At 65.4% G+C, this 21,536-nt stretch carries 3 protein-coding genes; all 3 read left to right on the top strand.

Annotated features, from left to right (window positions below; translation table 11 throughout):
• The first annotated feature begins 1 nt into the window (after position 1).
• Genes AC1TQG_RS21875 through AC1TQG_RS21865 form a run of 3 tightly spaced genes read left to right on the top strand, consistent with a single transcriptional unit; the run spans position 2 to position 21,512 of the window.
• Entirely contained in the window at positions 2 to 7,645 is a 7,644-nt protein-coding gene (locus AC1TQG_RS21875) for an amino acid adenylation domain-containing protein (protein ID WP_482140195.1), read from the top strand.
• Positions 7,642 to 20,703: an amino acid adenylation domain-containing protein gene (locus tag AC1TQG_RS21870; protein WP_482140193.1), complete on the top strand. Its 13,062-nt coding sequence runs from the start codon at positions 7,642 to 7,644 to the stop codon at positions 20,701 to 20,703. The genes AC1TQG_RS21875 and AC1TQG_RS21870 overlap by 4 nt, the downstream gene beginning before the upstream one ends.
• A 47-nt stretch (positions 20,704 to 20,750) precedes the next feature.
• Entirely contained in the window at positions 20,751 to 21,512 is a 762-nt protein-coding gene (locus AC1TQG_RS21865) for an SDR family oxidoreductase (RefSeq protein WP_482140191.1), read from the top strand.
• Positions 21,513 to 21,536 lie beyond the last annotated feature (24 nt).

Genomic DNA, 21,536 nt, shown 5'->3' with positions numbered 1-21,536 from the left:
CGTGGTGCCGCTGACCCCGTTGCAGGAATCGTTGGTCTATAAGTCCACGAATGCGGTTGGGACCGATCCGTATTCGATCGTCCTGTCGGTGCCTTTGCAGGGTGTGGTCGACGCGCAGCGGCTGCGGTCGGCGATTGCAGCGGTGATCGATCGGCATCCCGGTTTGCGCACCGGTTTCGCCCGCCGCAAGACCGGCGAGCCCGTGGGCCTGGTCCGGTCGTCGACCGAGTTCGGGTGGCAGGAGTTCGACGACTCCGACCGGCCCGAGCCCGAGCAGATCGAGCATCTCGCCCGCCTGGTCGCCGCCGAACGCACACACCGGTTCGACCTCACCGCACCGCCACTGTTGCGCGCGGCCCTGGTACGCACCGCCCCGCAGCAGTGCACCCTGGTGCTGACCGTGCACCACCTGATCGTGGACGGGTGGTCGCTGTATCTGCTGCTGGCCGATGTATTGCGTTCTTACGGAGACGATCTCACCGAGCCGTCAGACGGCACGAGCGCCTACTGGGGTTTCCTCAAATGGCTCGCGGCTGACCAGCAGTCGGGTGGGCAACGCCTGGAACAGTTCTGGAAGCCGGAGCTGGCCGAACTAGACGGTGGCACCTTGCTCGCCGAGCCGCGATCACCGGGCGCACGGTCGGAACTGCCGACCGAGTTCGAGGTGTCGGTGGAATCCGAGGTGGTCACCCGGCTTCGCGAAACGCTCGGTGCGGCAGGTCTGACGCTCAACACCGCATTGTCACTGGTGTGGGCGACTGTTCTCGGGAAACATCTCGGACGCAGCGATGTGGTGTTCGGCGCAACGGTCTCGGGGCGCCCGCCGGAGATCGAAGGCATCGAGTCGTCCATCGGAACCTTTGTCGACACCGTGCCCGTCCGGGTGCGGTTGTCGCCGTCATGCAGCCTGATCGACAACGCAATCACGCTGCAGCGAAAGCAGATTGCGCTGATGCCCGCGATGCACGTGGGTCTGGGTGTGCTGCAGCGCGCTGCCGGGGTCGGCGACCTCTTCGACACCATGCTGGTGGTCGAGAACTTCTTGATCGACTCCGCGGTGATCGACGAGGCACAACGCAGTGCGGGCCTGGATATGGGTGAGCCGGCCATCGCGGACGCCACCGAATTCCCACTGTCCCTCACCGTGGTCCCTTCACCGGCGTCCGGGATCCGGATCCTCGTCAAGTTCTCGCCGAGCCGGGTCGCCGAACAGGTGGTCCGGTCGTTGGTCGACCGGATGTGCATGGGGCTGAGCCTCTTTGCCGAAGCACCTGGGCGCTCGCTGGGCAGCATCGATTTCACGCTGTCTGGAGAGCGCGAGCAACTCGAGACGTGGTCGGCGATCACCCCCGGCGGGCCCACGCCGTCGGTGCCGGAGCAGATTCGAACCCGCGCGGCAGCCGGCCCTGACGCGACCGCGCTGGTGACCGAATCCGCAACGCTCACCTATGAAGACCTGCTTGCCCGCGTCGACGACTTCGCGCACGAGTTCGTCTCGCGTGGAATCGGCTGCGAGAGTGTCGTTGCGATTGCGGTGCCGCGTGGCATCGACGCGGTGGTGTCGATGCTGGCCGCACTAGAGGTGGGTGCGGCGTATCTGCCCATCGACCTGGAGTACCCGGCCGAGCGGATTTCCTACATGGTCTCCGATGCCGTACCCGCGCTGGTGGTCACCGACGATCCGCGAGTTGGTGCCTTCGCGGGCTGCCCGGTTGTCGATCCGGTGACGATCGAATCCCGAAACAGGCGCACCCCGAGAGCGGCCGGGACGTACATCCCGGCCGCGATTGCCTACGTCATCTACACATCCGGGTCGACCGGCACGCCCAAGGCGGTGCTGGGAACAGCAGGTGCGCTTGCCAACCGAATCGCGTGGGCGGCGCGGGACTGGTCGTTGCCCGCTGCCGATGTCCGGCTCGCGAAGAGCTCGTTCAGTTTCATCGACGGATCCACAGAACTACTCGGTGCGCTGGCATCCGGGGCACAGGTGGTCATGGCCGATTCCGGGAAGGCCAAAGACCCACAAGCCCTGGGACGGCTCATCGGTGACCATGTGGTCAGCCAGCTGACGGCGATCGGCGGACTGGCCACGACGCTGGTGGACACCACGCCGGTGCCATCGCTGCGCCGATGGATCCTGAGCGGTGAACCGCTCACCACCGATGCGGTGAATCGGATCAGCCGCGCGACGCCCGGTGCACAGCTGGTCAACTCGTACGGTTCGTCGGAGGTCGCCGGTGACGTGACCACTGCGGTGGTGACTCCGGGCGACCGGGTACTGGTCGGCTCTGCGGTACCCGGCACCGGGATCGCTCTGCTCGACATGTTCCTGCAGCCGGCCGCGCCGGGTGCGGTCGGCGAGGTGTACGTACGTGGTGCCCAGTTGGCGCGCGGCTACCGCGGTCGACCGGGCGCCACCGCGCAGGCCTTTGTAGCGGATCCTGCCGGGCACGGCACCAGGCTCTATCGCACCGGTGACCTCGGCCGCTTCGACGAGAACGGCCGATTGGAACTACTGGGCCGCAGCGACAGCCAGGTGACCATCCGGGGTCACCGCGTCGAACTGGCCGAGGTCGAGGCGGTCCTGGCGGCGTTGCCCGAGGTCCGGGCGGGTGCTGTTGCGGTCCGTGCCGACGCGCACGGCGACAACCTGCTGGCCGGGTACGTTGTGCCCGAACATGGTGGCGTGACAGGGCAGACGCTGCGCCAGGCGATGTCCCAGCGGCTGCCGGGACACCTGATCCCCACCGCGTGGACCCTGGTCGAGGACCTTCCGGTCCTCCCGAACGGCAAGCTCGATCGTGGGAGGTTGCCGGAACCCGTTGTCACCGGTGAGGGTGGTGGGCGCAGCGAACCGCGCACCCGGGCGGAGGCGCAGTTGTGCACCCTGTTCGCCGAGGTCCTGGGCGTTTCGATGATCGGACCCGAGGACAACTTCTTCGATCTCGGTGGGCATTCGCTGTCGGCCACCCGCCTGATCACCCGGTTGCGCGCGGCACTCGGCTCAGCGCTCACCGTCGCCGACATCTTCGAACGACCCACACCCGCACAACTGGCGGAACTTGTCGAGTCCGATGCCGGCACGGCCACCGAACCTCTTGTGGCGCAGACCCGGCCCGCACCGCTGCCTTTGTCGTTCGCGCAGCAGCGCCTTCGGTTCCTGCACCGGATCGAAGAAACCCGGTCGGCCTACACCCTGCGCTTCGCATTGCGGCTGCGTGGTCACCTCGACCGGGATACGCTGCGGCGGGCCCTGGCAGCGGTGGTGGACCGGCATGAGGCACTGCGAACGATCTTCCCGGAAGACGCCGAGACCGGTCACGCCATGCAGGTCATCCTTCCTGTCGGAACCGAGGTGGCGTGGAACGAGAGTTCCTGTGGCGACGGCGATGTGGCCGACAAGTTGCAGTCTCTCGGTGAGCAGACCTTTGATCTGACCTCGGAACTCCCGATCCGCGGCGAGCTGATCGACATCGGTCCGCAACACTGCGTGCTGGTGCTGCTGGTCCATCACATCGTCGCCGACGAATGGTCCGCGACGGCGTTGATGAATGACCTGGCCCGGGCCTATCAGGGTGAGTCACTGCCGATGCTGCCGGTGCAATACGCGGACTACGCGCTGTGGCAACGTCACGTCCTCGGGGAACCGGATCAGCCGACCGAACTCACCCGTGGGCAACTCGACTATTGGCGGGACCGGCTTGCGGGGATACCCGTTGAGCTGCCGTTGCCCTACGACCGGGCGCGTCCGGTACATGCGACGTATCGCGGCGGCACAGTCGAGTTCAGCATGGGTGCGGAAGAACTCGCTGCCCTGCGGCAGGTTGCGCGGGTCACCGGATCGACGATGTTCATGATGGTCCACGCGGCGACGGCCATTGCGCTGTCGGCGTCGGGCGCAGGCACCGACATCGTGGTCGGAACACCGGTTGCGGGTCGCACCGACAACGCTCTCGATGAATTGGTCGGGTTCTTTGTCAACACGCTGGTACTGCGCACGGACCTCGGTGGTGACCCGACCCTGGCCGAGGTGATCGCGACCATTCGCACCACCGACCTCGAAGCGTATGTGCATCAAGATGTTCCGTTCGAGCGAATCGTCGACGATCTGGATCCGGAGCGCTCGCTGGCGCGTCAACCGTTGTTCCAGACCCTGGTGCAGTACCGGAACGCGATTGTCGCCCCGAAGTTCCGGGGCACGGTCGCTGAACCGGTCTTTGCCGATTCCCGGACTGCAAAGTTCGATCTGACGTGTGAGTTCCGCGAATCGGCGCAGGGCCGCGGATTGACCGGAACATTCGAGTACGCAACCGATCTCTACGATCGATCGACCGTGGCGACGATGGCAGGACGGGTGCGGGCCGTACTCACGGCCATGGCCGAAGACCTGACCACCCAGGTGTCCTCGTTGCGATTGATCACCGCCACCGAATCGCAGTTGGTGCTGGCAGGCGCGCACCCCTGCACTCCGGTGGCGTCGTCGCTGACAGATGTGTTCGCGCAGTCCGTGCGCAACCATCCGGAATCGGTTGCGGTGCAGGACGCGAACGCGGCCCTGACCTACTCCGAGCTCGACCAACGGTCACGAACACTGGCGGCGACACTGGTGGCAGCCGGAGTCGGACGCGGCTGCTTTGTGGCGTTGATGATCCCGCGGACAACGGATCTGGTGGTGGCGGTACTCGCCACCCTGCGCGCAGGTGCGGCATATGTCCCGATCGATCCCGACTACCCGGCCGATCGAATCAGAATGATTGTGCAGGACTGTGCTCCGAGCGTCGTCGTGGTTGCCGGTGGCACCCGCCCACCTACCGGATTGCCGCCGCAGGCAACCGTGGTGGACCTCGAGACAGCCTGGCAGACCGTCGATTCGGCTGCGCCCATGCCGCTGGTGGTGCTGACAGAACAGGATCCGGCCTATGTGATCTACACGTCGGGCAGCACCGGTCGGCCCAAGGGTGTGGTCGTCTCGCACGGCAATGTGTGCGCCTTGCTCGGTGCCACCGCAGGTCGGTTCGAGTTCGGCCCGAGCGACGTATGGTCGCTCTTTCACTCCTACGCGTTCGACTTCTCTGTGTGGGAATTGTGGGGGGCACTTGCCTACGGGGGCCGGATCCAGGTTCTCGGTCGCGACGAGGCCCGATCGCCCCGGGCGCTGCTCGAGACGATCAACCGTGCCGGTGTGACCGTCCTGAACCAAACCCCTACCGCCTTCCGGCAGTTCGATGCGGCCGACACCGAAACGCCGGGTATGGCAGAGTCGTTGCGGTACATCATTTTCGGCGGCGAAGCCCTGGAACTCCCGGCGCTTTCCGGGTGGTTTGCACGGCACCGCCGCGTATCCGGTGACGCGCAGGCAGGTCCGGCTCTGATCAACATGTACGGCATCACCGAGACCACCGTCCACGCGAGTTGGCTCCAGATCACGGAGAACGACACCCGGGTGCCGTCGAGTTTGATCGGCGCCCCGCTTGCCGGATTCCGGGCGCGCGTACTCGACCACCTGCTGCGCCCCGTCGGTGTGGGCGTGAGCGGTGAGCTGTACCTCTCGGGGCCACAGGTCACCGCCGGGTATCTGCGGCGCGCCGGTCTCAGCAGCGTGCGTTTCGTCGCCGACCCCTGGGGCGCGGAAGGGGAGCGGATGTACCGCTCCGGAGATGTGGTCCGGTGGACCGATCGGGGCGCCCTCGACTACGTGGGACGCGCCGACCAGCAGGTCAAGATCCGCGGATTCCGTATCGAACTCGGTGAGATCGGGGCGGCGATCCGCGACGTCGAGGGCGTCCGCGACGCTGTCGTGGTCGACCGTGAGGGCCCCTCGGGTGCAACCATTTTGGTGGGTTACGTGGTTGCTGCGAGCAAACCCGATTCGGCTGATCCGGAATCAGCGGTCCTCACTTCTCGTGACCGCATATTCAGTGAGTTGAACTTCAGGCTTCCCGATTATATGGTGCCGTCGGCGTTGGTGTTCTTGCCCGACTTCCCGATGACACCGCACGGCAAGCTCGATCGCGGCGCACTTCCCGATCCGGACTTCACCACGAGTGTTACCTCGCGGGAGCCGGAGACCGACAACGAGCGGATCCTGTGTGAGGTGTTTGCCGAAACGCTTGGACTCGAACAGGTTTCGGTCGACGACGACTTCTTCGCGTTCGGCGGTGACAGTATCGTGTCGATCCAGCTCGTGAACCGGGCGCAGCGCCGAGGTCTGACCTTGGCGACACGGGATATCTTCACCCACCGAACCGTCGCCGCACTCGCGGCGGTGGCGACAAACGAGTCGCAGGACCAAGCCGATATCGATGCCGCGGTCGGCCCGGTTGCATTGCTGCCGATCATGTCTCGTCTACGTGAGCTGGGCGGATCGAGTACCCACATCAATCAGTCGATGGTGGTGCAGGTTCCGGTATCGGCCGACGGTGAGGTCATTCGCTCGATCGTGTCGGCCATGGTCGATCATCACGACGCCTTGCGCCTGCAGCTCACCGATATTGCAGGCATCCTGTGGTCGCTCGAGATCAGGCCACGGGGCGCGGTGTCGGGCGCAGACTGCGTGGAAGTGGTGCGAGTGTCCGATGACGCCGACCTCGGCGATGCGGTGGCCCACGCTTCCTCGGCCGCCCGCGATCGCCTCGATCCTGAAGCCGGCCGGATGCTGGCCGCGGTCTACCTCGACCGGCCCAGCACCCCGGGCCGGCTGGTTCTTGTCATCCACCACCTGGCCATCGACGGTGTGTCCCGTCGGATCATCCTCGAAGACCTGGAACAGGCGTGGGCGGACGTCCAGGCCGGCAGGCCGATCGATCTGCTGCCCGCGCGAACCACGTTGACGGAGTTCGCGGACCGGGTTTCGGCTGCGGCGCTCGACTCCGGTCGGCAGCGTGAGCTCTCGTATTGGCAAGATGTGCTGGCGCCCGGCGGCGAACTGGTTTCGGGTCCGGTGGCCGGGACGGTGGGCGAGCAGCGCATGGTCGAGGTCGCACTCGATACCGAGACCAGCGCTGCGCTGCTCACGTCGGTGCCGGCACTGTCCGGAGTCGAGGTGACCGCGGTCCTGCTCGGATCGGTTCGAGCGGTTCTCGGCGAGAGTGAACGTGAAATCGTCGTCGATGTCGAGCGTCATGGCCGTGAAGATCCCGATTCGGGTCCGTCGGTGGAACTGACGCGAACACTCGGCTGGTTCACCGCGATGGCACCGGTTCGGTTGCCCGCCTTCACATCTGTTGACGACGCGGTGGCGCAGACGGCGGCAGCGCTGGCCGCGGTACCGGGATCCGGACTCGGATATGGAATGCTTCGCCACCTCGATCCCCAGACCAGTGCGATTCTGTCTGAAACAGGCAGTGCCCAAGTGCTGTTCAACTACTTGGGGCGTATCCCGGTCGGCAAGGGTGGTGATTGGCTGCCGTCTGAAGAGTCACAGGCACTTGTTACCCCACCGGATACGGATCTTGGTGTCCCGTATGCGTTGGAGATCGAGATCGTGTGCATCGATGGGCCCGATGGCCCGGTACTGCGTGGCAGGTTCACCTACCTGCCGAGTGTCCTGGCCGAGGACGAAGTGGTGAGTGTGGCGCGGCGATGGATGTCGGTCAGTGGGCAATTGGCGGATCCCGCCACGAATTCGGTGGAGGTAGCACGGTGACCGACGTCAAGGAGTCTTACGGCAACGTGGACGAGACCGCAGCGCAGGGTCCGGTGACGCTGCCTGCCACGGCTGCTCAGCGGGATGTGTTCCTCGGCGCGCAGACCGCGCAGGACGCCACCCTCTACAACACCGGACTCTATGGAGAGGTGACGTCGGGTCCGCTCGACATCGATCGCCTCACCACTGCGATCGGCAGCGTGGTCGCCAAAGCTCCCACCCTGCACGTTCGGTTCACCATGGCGTCTGACGGAGAACTCCGGCAAATCGTCACGCCGCCGGGGAACACCATTCCCGACGTTGTCGATCTGCGCGCGGACGCAGATCCGCGTGCTGCCGCGATGGCGTGGATGCGAGCTGAGCTCGACCGGCCCCACGACGTCGCCACCGACGATCTGTTCGGGACCGCAGTCCTGCTGTTGTCGGACTCTGTGACCATCTGGTTCCTGCACGCACACCACATCGTCTGCGACGGTGTCGGACTGATGCAGCTCGGCCTCTCTGTGCGTCGTGCCTACCCCGCACCTGCCGAGTTCGATCCGGGACCGCGATGGTCGATAGAGGGCTACGTCAAGGCAGATCAGGACTATCGGAACTCCGATCAGTTCGACGCAGACCGGGCGTATTGGGTCGGGCAGATGGCCGACCTGCCGCCTGCCCCGCGTCTGTTGAATCGCTTTCTGCCGGCCGCGCAGGGGACCGAGCATGCTGCGGTGATCCTGAACACCGACCGCACGAAGGTCCTGCAGGACCTGGGCAAGGATCACGGTCTGTCGTTGGCGCAGGTGCTGATCGGTGTGCTCGCCGCGTTCACCCATCGAAGGACCGGTCTGTCCGACATCGTCTTCGCGCTGCCGACCACCGCGCGTGGGGTCAGTGAACTGCGAACCGTTCCGGCGATGGTGACCAGTGTCTTGCCACTGCGAATTCCCGTCGACGGTCGCGACACACTCACCGACATCGCCCGCAGAGTCGCCGACCGTCTCGCCGAGATGTTGAAGCACAGTCGGTTTCGGGGTGAAGACCTCGGCCGGGAACTACGCGGCCTCGACCCCGGGTACCGCATGTTCGGCGCCGGTATCAACGTCCTGTCCGCCTCCTCGAACGCGACCGTCGGAGGTTTGCCTGCGCAGTTCGTCCCGCTCGCATCAGGTCCGGTCGGAGACGTCGAGTTCCTCGCCGTGATTCAGCGGGGTCTCGAACCGATCCGCATCGCGTTGCGTGGTGTGGCCGACGCCAAAAATGATGTGCTCGAGATCAGCCGCGAACTGGAGGCGTTCTTCGAGGAACTGTTTGTCGACCCGACCGCCAGGCTGCAGGCACTGGGGTCGAGCGCTGTGGCGGTGTCCGGCGGCGAACCGCAAGCACTGCCACTGCTTCCGTCCCTGCACCGGGCGCGGCACCAGCCTGAGACCGTCGCAGCATTGCGGACCCGGACGGTGACCTTGCCCGCCGGATCCACCGCCGAGGTCGTCCGCGACGCGGCGTATTCACTGGTGAGCGCCCATCCGATCCTGCACAGCCGGTTGGCCGAACCCGCTGCGGGACTGTGGTCCCTGGAACCGGTCGATCCCGAAACCGCATCTTCTGGAGACGAGATCGACGTCCGCGCCGGCCGGATCCTGTGCGCGCACTGGCGATCCGACGAACTCACAGCACATCTGACGGTTGCCGCATTGTTCGTCGATGAGGTGTCGCTGGACGTACTGGCGGTCGAGCTGGAACAGGCCGCTTCGGACGCGCTTGCCGGACGGGCGATTCGAATCGATCCTCCCGCAACACACATCGCAGCGCTGGCCCGCGAACTCTCGGCCCGATCGCGCTCACCCCAACTGCTCGCCGAATTGCCCCGCTGGCTTGCGGTCCATGCCCCGGGCGGTCGGGTGGCGGCCGGGGTGACCCACCAGGGGGATTCGGATCAGACGGCGCAGACCGGATACGAGTCCGAATCACCCGTTGGCGCACCCGATGAGCTCGCACCCGAAGAACTCACCGCGGTGTTGTCAGCCGCGGCGGCTGCGACGATCGCGCGTTGGGATGCCGCCCGCGGTATCGACCGGACCGAGGTCGTCTTCGAAGTCGGCCAGGACATCCATCACAAGACCCCGTTCGGCCTGGACCTGTCCGGGACCGTCGGCCCGCTCCGTTCGGTGGCGCCCATCCGGTTGTCGACAGGTTCGGGGGCCGAGTCGGCGCAGCTCATCGAGACCGCCCGCGAGTTCTGGTCCGACGCAGCGGATGTGCGCTACGAGATTCTTCGTCACCTGCAGCCGCAGGCAGGCGCCGCCCTGGCGGCCTTACCACCGGTCGACTTGCGGGTCGAACGACTGGACACCGACGAACCGTTGCCTGCGCAGACGGCGATCAGACTGGCCCTGCGTCGCGGTGCTGACGGCTGGTCGGCGCATGTGCAGGGAAGGTTCTCGGCGGCCAGTGAACTCGAGTTCGAACAGCTTTCGACGATCTGGTCGCAGACCCTGACAGCTCTGTTGCCCGCGGCAGCGGCGCGGACGTCGCGCTACCTGGTACGGGTGACCCCCGAGCAGGACGAGGCCCTGATTTCACTGGCCGGAGAACACATTTCTGATGTGTGGCCACTGTCGCCGCTACAGGAGGGCCTGTTCTATCAGGCCCAGGTGGACAGCGGAAACGACATCTACACGGCACAGTTCTGGCTGGACGTCGATCACCAGCTCGACGCGGACCGGTTGCGGGTCGCCGCCACCGAGCTGATGAAACGCAATCCCGCAATCCGTGCGGGATTCACCGTCGACGGTTTTGATGCGCCGGTCCAATTCGTGGTCGACGATCTTGAACCCGCATTGGTCGAAGTCGATCTGTCGGGATACCCGGCTGCCGATCGCGAGGCGATGCTCGAAGCAGAGCTGCTCCGGGACCGGCGAACCCCGTTCACGCTCGATGCACCGCCGCTGTGGCGGATGACGCTTGTCCATCTCGACTCAGGTCATGACCGACTCGTGATCAATCGTCAGTTCATGCTGTGGGACGGCTGGTCGGGTGGCCCCTTTGTCTCCCAGCTGCTGGCACTTTATGCCGCAACGGATTGCGGCACCGTCGAAGCTCCGCATGCGACGTTCGGCGATTACCTTGCCTGGCTGGGTGGACAGGACCAGCAGGCCGCGCACGACGCGTGGGCGCAGATCCTCTCCGGTGTCGAAGAACCGTCGCTGCTCGCGCCGCGTGCGGCGGGTACGGTGACCGCGGCACCGGCGCGCATCGAACGCACTCTCGGAGCGGATCTTTCAGTCGCCCTCCGTGGGGCATCTCGTCTGGCGGGCGTCACGCTCAACGCAACACTCAATTCCGCTCTGGCGCTGGTGCTCTCACGTCACCTCGGTCGGGCCGATGTGATTTTTGGTTCCACCGTGTCGGGTCGCCCGACCGAGGTCCCCGGTCTCGAAGGAGTCATCGGGCTGTTCTTGAACACGATTCCGGTCAGGGTGGGGCTGCGGCCCGGGGAGACACTCACCGAACTTGTGCGCAGGGTGCAGACCGACCGGGTGGACTCGATGGCATACGACCATTTGGGACTCGCCGGAATCCAGCGCGCCGCCGGCGTCTCGACGCTGTTCGACGTCCTGTACGTGCTGCAGAACTTCCGCACCGAGGACGAAGAGGCCGAACAATCGCAGCGGCACGGACTGCTCGGTGAGGGCAGCCTCGATCACACCCACTACCCGGTCACCATCGTGGTGACGCCGAGCGAGGACATCCGCTTCCGGATCGAGTACCGGAAAGACCTGATCAGCGACAACCTCGCCGCCACGATCGCCGACGAGTTCCGTTCGGTCCTCGCGACGTTCGTAGATGCTCCCGGCACCGTCGCTGCTGCCGCGCTGCCCGTTGCGCTCCCGGCGGAACGACGGGAACCGCGCCAGGACGGCCTCGACCTCCAGGACCTCCCCGACACCACGATCTCCGAGATGCTCGCCGAGCGCGCGGCACTGATCCCGGCGGAAATCGCGCTCGTATTCGGGCAGCAGCGCGTCACCTACGCAGAACTCGACGCCCGGATCAATCGATTGGCCCGACTCCTGGCGGGCCAGGGTGCCGGTCCCGAGTCGATCGTGGCCATCGCGCTACCCCGCAGCATCGACACGGTGGTTGCGCTGTTCTCAGTACTCCGTTGCGGTGCAGCCTATCTGCCCCTGGAGCTCGATCATCCCGACGACCGTCTCGCGGCCATCCTCGACCAGGGCGATCCGATGGTGGTACTCACCGTCGCGGGCACGGCGCAGCGACTCGGCGGGCGAAATCTGCTGGTCCTCGACGACGCCAAGACCCGTGGACATCTGGCCGATCTGCCTGAATCACCGTTGACCGACGTCGAACTCGGGATGTTCGCGCCCGGAACACCCGGCCGCCTTCGGCATCCGGCCTATGTCATCTTCACCTCGGGTTCGACGGGTCTGCCCAAGGGTGTGTCGACGCCCTATCTCGGGCTGACGAACATGCAGCTCAACCATCGCAGTGCAATTTTCGATCCGACGGTTCAGGCTGTCGCTGAGTCCGGCAGGAGCGGGCGGCTTCGCATCGCCCACACCGTGTCGTTCGCGTTCGACATGTCGTGGGAAGAGCTGTTGTGGCTGGTCGAAGGCCACGAAGTCCATGTCTGCGACGAAGAACTCCGCCGCGATGCCGCCGGGCTGGTGGACTACTGCCGTCAGCACCTCATCGACGTCGTCAATGTCACCCCGACGTACGCCCACCATCTGTTCGAGGCCGGACTTCTCGCCGGACCGGAGGACGTCAGAACCCCGTATCCCGGGCATCGCCCGCCCCTGGTCCTGCTCGGCGGCGAAGCGGTTCCCGAGAACATCTGGCAACAGCTACGCGAAACCCCGGATGTGCTGGGCTACAACCTGTACGGACCCACCGAGTACACGATCAACACACTCGGCGCGGGCACCGACGAGTGTGACAAACCCACCGTCGGACATCCGATCAGCCGCACGCAGGCCCACCTACTCGATGCGTGGCTCCGGCCCGTACCCGAGGGCGTGGTCGGCGAGCTGTATGTGACCGGCGCCGGTTTGGCGCGTGGTTACCTCAATCGGGCCTCACTGACCGCTGAGCGATTTGTGGCCGACCCGTTCGCGGCGGCCGGGCAGCGGATGTACCGCACGGGTGACCTGATGCGATGGCGGGCCGACGGGAACCTGGAGTTCCTGGGACGCACCGATGATCAGGTGAAGATCCGTGGCTATCGGGTTGAGGTCGGTGAGGTCGAGGCGGTACTCGACGCCCATCACGACATCGTGCGGGCTGCCGTGATCGCTGCCCCGGATCCGTCGGTTCCCGGTACCAAACGCCTCGTCGCGTACGTGGTGCCCGCGACGGGCTTCGATGGCGATCTGGCCGCGTTGCGGGCGTACCTGGGAGGATTGTTGCCCGATTACATGGTCCCGGCGTTGTTCTCGGCGGTGGACAGCCTGCCGATGACCGTGAACGGCAAGCTGGACATCGCCGCGCTGCCCAAGCCGGAACTGGCCGTCGGTGGCGTGCGACGTGCGCCGCGGACCGACACCGAACGTGCATTGTGTGAGGCATTTGCCTCGATCCTCGACGTCGACGAGGTCGGTATCGACGATGACTTCTTCTCACTCGGCGGACACTCGATGTCGGCGATGCAGTTGGTCGGCAGAGTGGAGGTCGACGGACGCAAGCTTGCGGTCCGTGATCTGTTCGAGGCGCGGACTCCGGCCGCCCTGGCCGCACGTCTGCAGGGTGGAGATGTCCGGGCCGATCCGCAAACCTCCTCGTTGAGCGCCGTCGCGAACACGCCACGGCCCGAACTGGTTCCGCTGTCTCCGGCCCAGGAACGCCTGTGGCTCCTGAACTCACTCGATGGTGACGACCTGGCGTATCACTACGCGCATGTCGCGCGTGTCGGTGGAGTTGTCGACGAGAATGCGCTGCGCGCGGCACTTCTCGACGTGCTGGACCGGCACGAGGCGTTGCGCACGGTGGTTCGTATCGTGGACGGACAACCCACCCAACACGTCGTTGCGGCCGCCGATGCACTGGCATTCGATGTACTCGAGCACCGCGGCGCCGATGACACGGCTATCCGCACCAGTGTCGCAGCACATCTGACCCGGCCTTTCGATCTCGAACGCGGGCCGGTTCTGCGGACCTGCCTGGTCCGGGTTGGGGAGGCAGGCGAACACTCGGTGATCGCTTTGGCCCTGCACCATATGGTCACCGACGAGTGGTCGGACCGCCCGCTGCTGACCGATCTGACCATCGCATATCTGGCCCGGTTGTCCGGTACCGCACCTGAATTCGCCGACCTGCCGGTGCAATACGCCGACTACACCCTCTGGCAGCTCGAGCGGCTGGGATCGGTGTCGGATCCCGGGTCTCGCGCGGCGCGCCAGTTGGACTACTGGGAACAGACGCTGGCCGGCCTGCCCGATGAGATCGAGCTGCCACGCGATCGGCGTCGCCCGACGGTCCCGAACGGGGCCGGTGACATGGTCACCGCGCAGGTCGGACCCGAGGTCCGCGACGCGCTGCTGGCAGTGGGACGCAAGGTCAACGCCAGCATGTTCATGGTCACCCAGGCTGCGGTTGCCGCGCTGCTGAGTCGTCTCGGCGCCGGGACCGACCTGGCCCTCGGTTCGCCGATCTCCGGTCGAGGCGATCCGGCTCTGGCCGACCTGGTGGGTTTCTTCGTCTCGACGCAGGTGCTGCGGATGGACGTCTCGGGTAACCCGACGTTCACCGACCTGCTGGAGCGGACGCGTGAGGTCGATCTGGCCGCTTTCGAGAATCAGGATCTGCCGTTCCAACAGATCGTAGAAGCTCTGAGCCCGTCGCGTATCGCCGGTCGTAACCCACTCTTCCAGGTGATGGTCAGCTACCTGCAGATCGGTGGTGGCAACCCTGATTTCCTGGGTATGCCAACCGAATTCGAGAACCTGCAGGCGCAGCACGCCAAGTTCGACCTCGCGTTCACCTTTGTCGACGCCGACGCGTCGATGACCATCGGCGTCGAGTACTCGACTGAACAGTTCGACCGCTCCACAGCAGAGGGTTTCGTCCGCAGGCTGGTTGGTGTCCTCGAACAGATCGCCGCGCGTCCGGCCATCACAGTCGGCGATCTGACGGTGATCGACGCAGCCGACAACGAGGTGCTGGCCGCACTCCGGGGTGCTCGGGTTCCGGCACCGCCGACCTTGGCGGACCTGTTGGTCGCCCGCCCGCCGCAGCCGCAGCCGGCCTTGCTGACCCCCGGCGGCGGATCGGTGTCGCATGGCGATTTCCGCGGCTCCGTCGCACGTTTGTCGCGTCATCTCATCGCCTCCGGAGTTGGTCCTGAGTCCGTTGTCGCCGTGGCGATTCCACGCTCGGAAGAATTGCTGAGGACCATTCACGCCGTCGTCATGGCGGGCGCCGCCTACTTGCCGCTCGATGTGGATTATCCGGCGGACCGGTTGCAATACATGGTCGACGCCGCGACACCGGTCGTCGCGATCACGGTTGCCGACTGGGTGGGCAACATGCCCGCGGGCATCCCGGTCGTCGTTCTCGATGATTCGCTTGTGTCCGAAGCGCTCTCCGAACTGTCGGGTGATCCGATCACGGACGGCGAACGCACCGAACGGCTGTTGCCGGAACACCCCGCCTACGTGTTGTTCACCTCGGGGTCGACCGGTCGACCGAAGGGTGTTGTGGTCTCGCACCGGGCGATCGTCAACCGGCTGGTGTGGATGCAGAGTGTCTACGGCGTCGGGGCCGGTGACCGAGTTCTGCACAAGACGCCGATCAGCTTCGATGTCTCGGTGTGGGAGCTCTTCTGGCCGTTGGCATATGGTGCCACCCTGGTGATCGCCGAACCGGAAGCACATCGCGATCCGGCGTATCTGGCGCGGCTGATCGACGAGCAGCGAATCAGGTACGCACACTTCGTTCCGTCGATGCTCGAGGTTTTCTTGGCGTCCCCGGCGGTGACAGCGGTGCCGAATCTGGCCGAGCGTGGACTCGAGGCGATCATCGCCAGTGGGGAAGCGTTGCGGGCGGATGTCGCGCAGACGCTTCGTAACCGACTGCCGGGTGTGCGCCTGGACAACCTTTACGGACCCACCGAGGCAGCGGTGGACGTGAGTGCAGCAATCGGTGTGGGTGACGGAACCTTCGAGGATCCTGATCTGGTGAGTGCTTCACTGTCGCTGGGTGGACCGGTCTGGGGCACCGACCTGTTCGTCCTCGACACATTCCTCCGGCAGGTTCCCGAAGGCGTGATCGGGGAACTGTACCTCGGTGGCGTGCAGTTGGCCCGCGGCTATCACGCGGACCCGCGGCGCACGGCGGAACGTTTTGTGGCACACCCATTTGTGGTCGGTGAGCGTCTGTACCGGACAGGTGACCTCGTATGTGTGCGCCGTGACGGCGAGGGCCGGATCGGGCTCGATTATCGTGGCCGCTCCGATCAGCAGGTCAAACTGCGTGGTTTGCGTATCGAACTCGGTGAGATCGAAACGTCGATACTCGAAACCGGAGGATTGTCGGCAGCTGCGGTTGCCGTGCACGCGGATGACCTCGTGGGTTACTACGTGCTCGACCCGTCGTCGACGGAACATCCTGACGTCGAAACGATACGCAGCGCCATCGCATCTCGGCTGCCGCGCTACATGGTTCCAACGCACATGATCGAACTCGACGTTCTTCCACTGGGGCCGAGCGGCAAACTCGACAGGCGGTCACTGCCGGTTCCGGTCAGTGCGGCGCGTACCTCACGAGCTCCCGAAGGTGAGCTCGAGACGGTGCTCGGTGAGATCTTCGGCGACGTGCTGGGCTGGGACCCGGAGCAGGGACCGGTCGGTGCAGAGGATGACTTCTTCGCACTCGGCGGACACTCGCTGCTCGCGATCCGGGTCTGCAACGCGCTCGGCGAGAGGCTTGGCGTCTCGGTGGGGATGCGGGACCTCTTCGAGAAGCCCACGATCGCCCAGTTGGCCGAGCACCTGAAGGACAGTCGGGCCACGCAGACGCGTCCGCAGTTGGTGGCCCGTACCCGCCCTGATCGGCTTCCGCTGTCGTCCGGGCAGGCCCAGATGTGGACCATGTACGCCGTCAGTGGCGCCGACCCCACGTACAACGTGCCGGTGTTCTGGTCTCACCCCGGTCCGATCGACGAACAGGTTCTGGCGCAGGCGCTCGCCGATGTTGTTGCCCGGCACGAGGTTTTGCGCACGGTCTACCCCGAGGTCGATGGAGAACCGGTCCAGGTCATCAAACCGGCCGGGACGGTCACCGTGCCCGTCGAGTCGATTGCGGTCGGTGAGGCCGAGGTGGTCGCTGCGGTCATGTCGGCGGTGTCATACGGTTTTGAGCTCGATCGCGAGGTGCCGTTGCGGGCAACCGTTCTCAAGACCGGTGCCGGAGCAGATCTGGTGCTGCTGGTGCTGCACCACATCGCGACCGACGAGTGGTCGGTGGCGCCGTTGCAGCGAGACCTGACGGAGGCCTATCGGGCTCGATCGGCCGATGCTGCACCGGACTGGACCCCGCTCCCGTTGCAGTACGCCGACTATGTGCTGTGGCAACGTGATCTACTCGGTGACCCGAACGACGAACGCTCCAGGAGCTCAGTCGCCCTGGACTATTGGCGTACCCGGTTGGCAGGGGTTCCCGAAGAGCTTGCATTGCCCTACGACCATCCACGACCGGATCGGATGAGCAATCGCGGCGGCACCGTCTTCCGCCGGATCGATGCCGGGATCACCAGGCCGCTCCGAGAACTCGGAGCTCAGACCGGCGCCAGTATGTTCATGGTCATGCAGGCCGCGGTCGCAACAATGCTGCACCGCATGGGCGCCGGTACCGACATCGCGATCGGATCACCGATCTCCGGGCGTAGCGACGCGCAGCTCGACGACATGGTCGGCTACTTCCTGAATACGGTTGTGCTGCGCACGGATCTGTCCGGGCAGCCGTCATTCATCGAGTTGCTCGGAAGGGTGCGGGAGAGCGATCTTGCCGCTTTCGATCATCGCGACGTGCCGTTCGAGCAGGTTGTCGAGACGGTGGCGCCGAACCGTTCCCCGGCGATCCACCCGCTGTTCCAGGTGATGATCGTCTACCTGACCGGGACGCTGCCGGATACGTCGTCGTCCGGTATCGGTGCACCGGAACAACTTTCCGGCAACGGCACGGCGAAGTTCGAGCTCTCCTTCGATTTCACCGAAGACCAGGCCACCGGCGTTGTCGGCTGCGCGTTGCAGTACAGCAGCGATCTGTTCGAGCGGTCTACGGTGGAGGCGCTCGCGGAGCGCCTGATCGCGGTGCTGCGTACGGTTGCCGGGCGCATGGATGTGCCACTGCGTGAGATCGATGTCTTGTCGGCCACAGAGTCGGACAATGTGGCGGCATGGTCGACGGGTGAGCAAGTGGACCTGCCGCCGGGCACGATCAACGAACTGCTGGCCGACGCGGCATACCGGCATCCGGCTGCGGAGGCCGTCGCGTTCGGTGACCAGAGTTTGAACTATGCGCAGTTCGACATGCAGACGAACGCGTTGAGTCGCCTGCTCCTGCGCCGCGGTGTGCGCCCGGGGGATCGGGTTGCGGTGGCGTTGCCACGCAGTCTGGAATTGCCCGCGGTACTGACCGCGATCATGCGTACCGGCGCTGCCTATGTGCCGATCGATGCCGATTATCCACTCGATCGCATCGAGTACATCCGGGAAAACAGTGCGGTGGCACTGACAATCGCCGATTCCACGACGGTGTCGGCACTCGGTGATGCCGCCGATGTGGTGCTACTCGACGACGCCGCGCTGCGCGCCGAACTGGCCGAACTGTCGACAGAGCCGGTCAGAGATGACGAACGGGGCCGGGCAATCCTGCTCGGCGACGCCGCCTACACGATCTACACCTCGGGTTCGACAGGACGCCCGAAGGGGGTGGTCATCGATCATCGGGGCCTGGTCAACTTCCTGGTCTGGAAGCAACGGGCCACCGGAATCGATGCCAGCGACCGGATCTTGCAGAAGACCCCGTTCTCGTTCGACGCCTCGGTGTGGGAGTTCTTCGTCCCATTGATGATCGGCGGCACGGTCGTGATGGCCGAACCGGGTGGACATCGGGACCCGCAGTACCTGCTCGACGAGATCGAGCGGGCACAGCTGACAACGGTCGAGTTCGTGCCGTCGATGCTCAATGCTCTTCTGCAGTACGACTTCCCGAAAGAGGCCACCGCATCGGTGCGGCGGGTGTTCTGCGGTGGTGAGGCACTGTCTGCGGCAACCGCGGCCGCGGCACTGGCCCGGTTCGATGCAGATCTGTACAACCTGTACGGACCCACCGAGACCACGGTCGGTATCACCGGTGAACTGGTGACCGCGCAGGTCGTCGCCGGCGGACAGGGTTCGGGGGCGGGTCTGTCGATCGGGAGCCCGGCCTTCAACTCGGCGGCGCGAGTGCTCGACAACTCGCTACGGCCGGTGGCCGTCGGCGTCGTCGGCGAACTGTATCTCGGTGGTCCCCAGGTCGCGCTGGGTTATCACGGTCAGCCGGGCCTGACCGCAACCCGCTTTGTTGCCGATCCCTTCAGTGCAGTCGGCGAACGCCTGTACCGCACCGGCGATGTCGTCCGCTGGACCGAGCACGGTTCGATCCAGTATCTGGGCCGGATCGATGATCAGGTCAAGATTCGCGGCTTCCGTGTCGAGACCGAAGAGATCAGGTTTGTGCTGGAATCGCACCGGGACGTGCGAACGGCGGCAGTTGTTGTGCGCAGGCGTGGTTCCCTCGCAGAGCCCTACCTGGCGGCCTACGTCACGCGTACCGCTGCCGGGTCCGGCCGGGCAATCGAAGACGGGCTCATCACCCGGTTGCGGGACTTCCTGGCAGAGCGGCTTCCCGACTACATGGTGCCGGTTGCGTTCGCCGAACTGGACGAATTGCCGGTCACCGTCAACGGCAAGTTCGACGCCAGTGGCCTGCCGGAACCGGTGCCGTTCGCGGCGATCGATCACCGGGACCCGGCGACGGCGACCGAGATCCTTGTTGCCGAGGTGCTGCGAGAGGTCTTGGAGATCGGCCAGGAGGTGTCGATTTCGTCGAACGACGACTTCTTCGGTCTCGGCGGTCAATCACTGTCGGCGACAAGGTTTGCCAATGCTCTGCGCAGCAGGACCGGACTACCGCTGGCCCTACGGACCATCTTCGACCGGCGGACCGTCACCGGGATCGCCGCGGCGATCGACGCGGGAGTCCAGAGTGGACAAGGCCATCCGATCGCGGTGGAACTCGCACCGTCGGCACGGGGTCGCTACGTCTTTTGTGTGCACGCCATATCCGGGGTGGGGACCGTGTATTCGAGTTTGGTGCCGCATCTACCCGAAGGCCATGGCCTGATCGCGCTGCAGGATCCGGCCCATGGCGGATCGTCGCAGGACTTCGAGACCCTCGACGAGCTGGTGGCGACCTACACCGAGGTGATCCGCGAGCACCAGCCCGAGGGTCCCTATGAGCTGCTGGGCTTTTCGTACGGTGGACATATCGCCTTCGGGATCGCCCGCGAGTTGGAGGCTGCCGGTGCCACCGTCAGCGGCCTGACCATCCTCGACACTCCACCGGTCGCCGCTGACACGGTGAATACCTCCCCGGATCCAGATCAGCTCGAGCGCGAGGTGATTCGGATCTTTGCGCACTATGCCGCACTGTCGGCCGCGGACGTCGATGCGGTGGCCGGGTTGCCCCGGGATGAGGCACGAGCCCAGATCGCCTGTCGTAGTGCAGAATCGGGTGGACCGATGGCGGATTACAGCCTCGACGACGCCCGTGCGTTCATGGCTTCGTACGCACGCTGCCTGCGGCTGATGAAGCAGGCGCCGACACATGGTGAGGTCTCGGTGCCGATCGATCTGGTGTTGGGTTATCTGCACTTCGAGACCCAGGATGCGACCCGCGAACTCTGGCAGGGGCATTGCCGCAGCGTTGTGCGATCCTCGCACGTACCGGCGATGCACGACGACATGCTGACTCCGGACATCGTGGGGCAGTGGTACCGCGGGCCGGTTGAATGATCGTTGGTGATGGGTTCTCGATGCCCACGAAGAGAGGTTGGACTCGCATGTCTGTGCCAGGCGTCAGTGGCAAGACGGTCCTGATCACCGGTGCCGCCGGTGGTATCGGAACAGCAACAGCTCGAGCGTTTACAGAGGCCGGGGCCAATGTGGTTCTCACGGATATCGGCCCGGCGCCGATCGAATCGCCGTGGGATGCCGCAAGCGTCTATGTCCGGGCCGACGTCACGGACCCGGATGCCGTTGCGGGCTTGTTCGACCACGTCAAGGAACTCCATGGTCAGGTGGACGCGGTGGTCCATGCGGCAGGCGTGCTCACCACCGGGCCGGTGTCGGAATTGACTGATTCGGAATGGGATCGGGTCCTGACCGTCAACGCGACCGGGACGATGGTCGTGACACGGGCCGCTTCCCGCGTTCTGCGTGGCCCGGCCTCGATCACGGTTGTCTCCTCCAATGCCGGGGCTGCGCCCCGTGCGGGGATGGCGGCCTACGCGGCATCCAAGGCTGCTGCAACCGCATTCGTCCGATCTCTGGGGCTGGAGTTGGCGCCGCTGGGCATCCGCTGCAATGTCATCTCGCCGGGCTCGACCGATACCGCGATGCTTCGGGGAATGTGGGACACACCCGATGGGTCGGCGACCACCATCGCAGGCTCGCCGGAGAGTTTCCGGTTGGGGATCCCGCTCGGCCGCCTGGCGGATCCGAGTGAGATCGCCGGGTGTGCAGTATTTCTCGCCTCCGCTGCCGCCCGACACATCACCCTGCATGACCTGCGGGTCGACGGCGGGGCCACCTTGGATCAGTGAGCAGTGAGGTGTCTGACTGGTGCA

Source organism: Williamsia sp. Y844, assembly GCF_056786475.1.
Note: the sequence above shows the minus strand (reverse complement) of the source record. Positions and strands in the feature narration are given on the sequence as shown.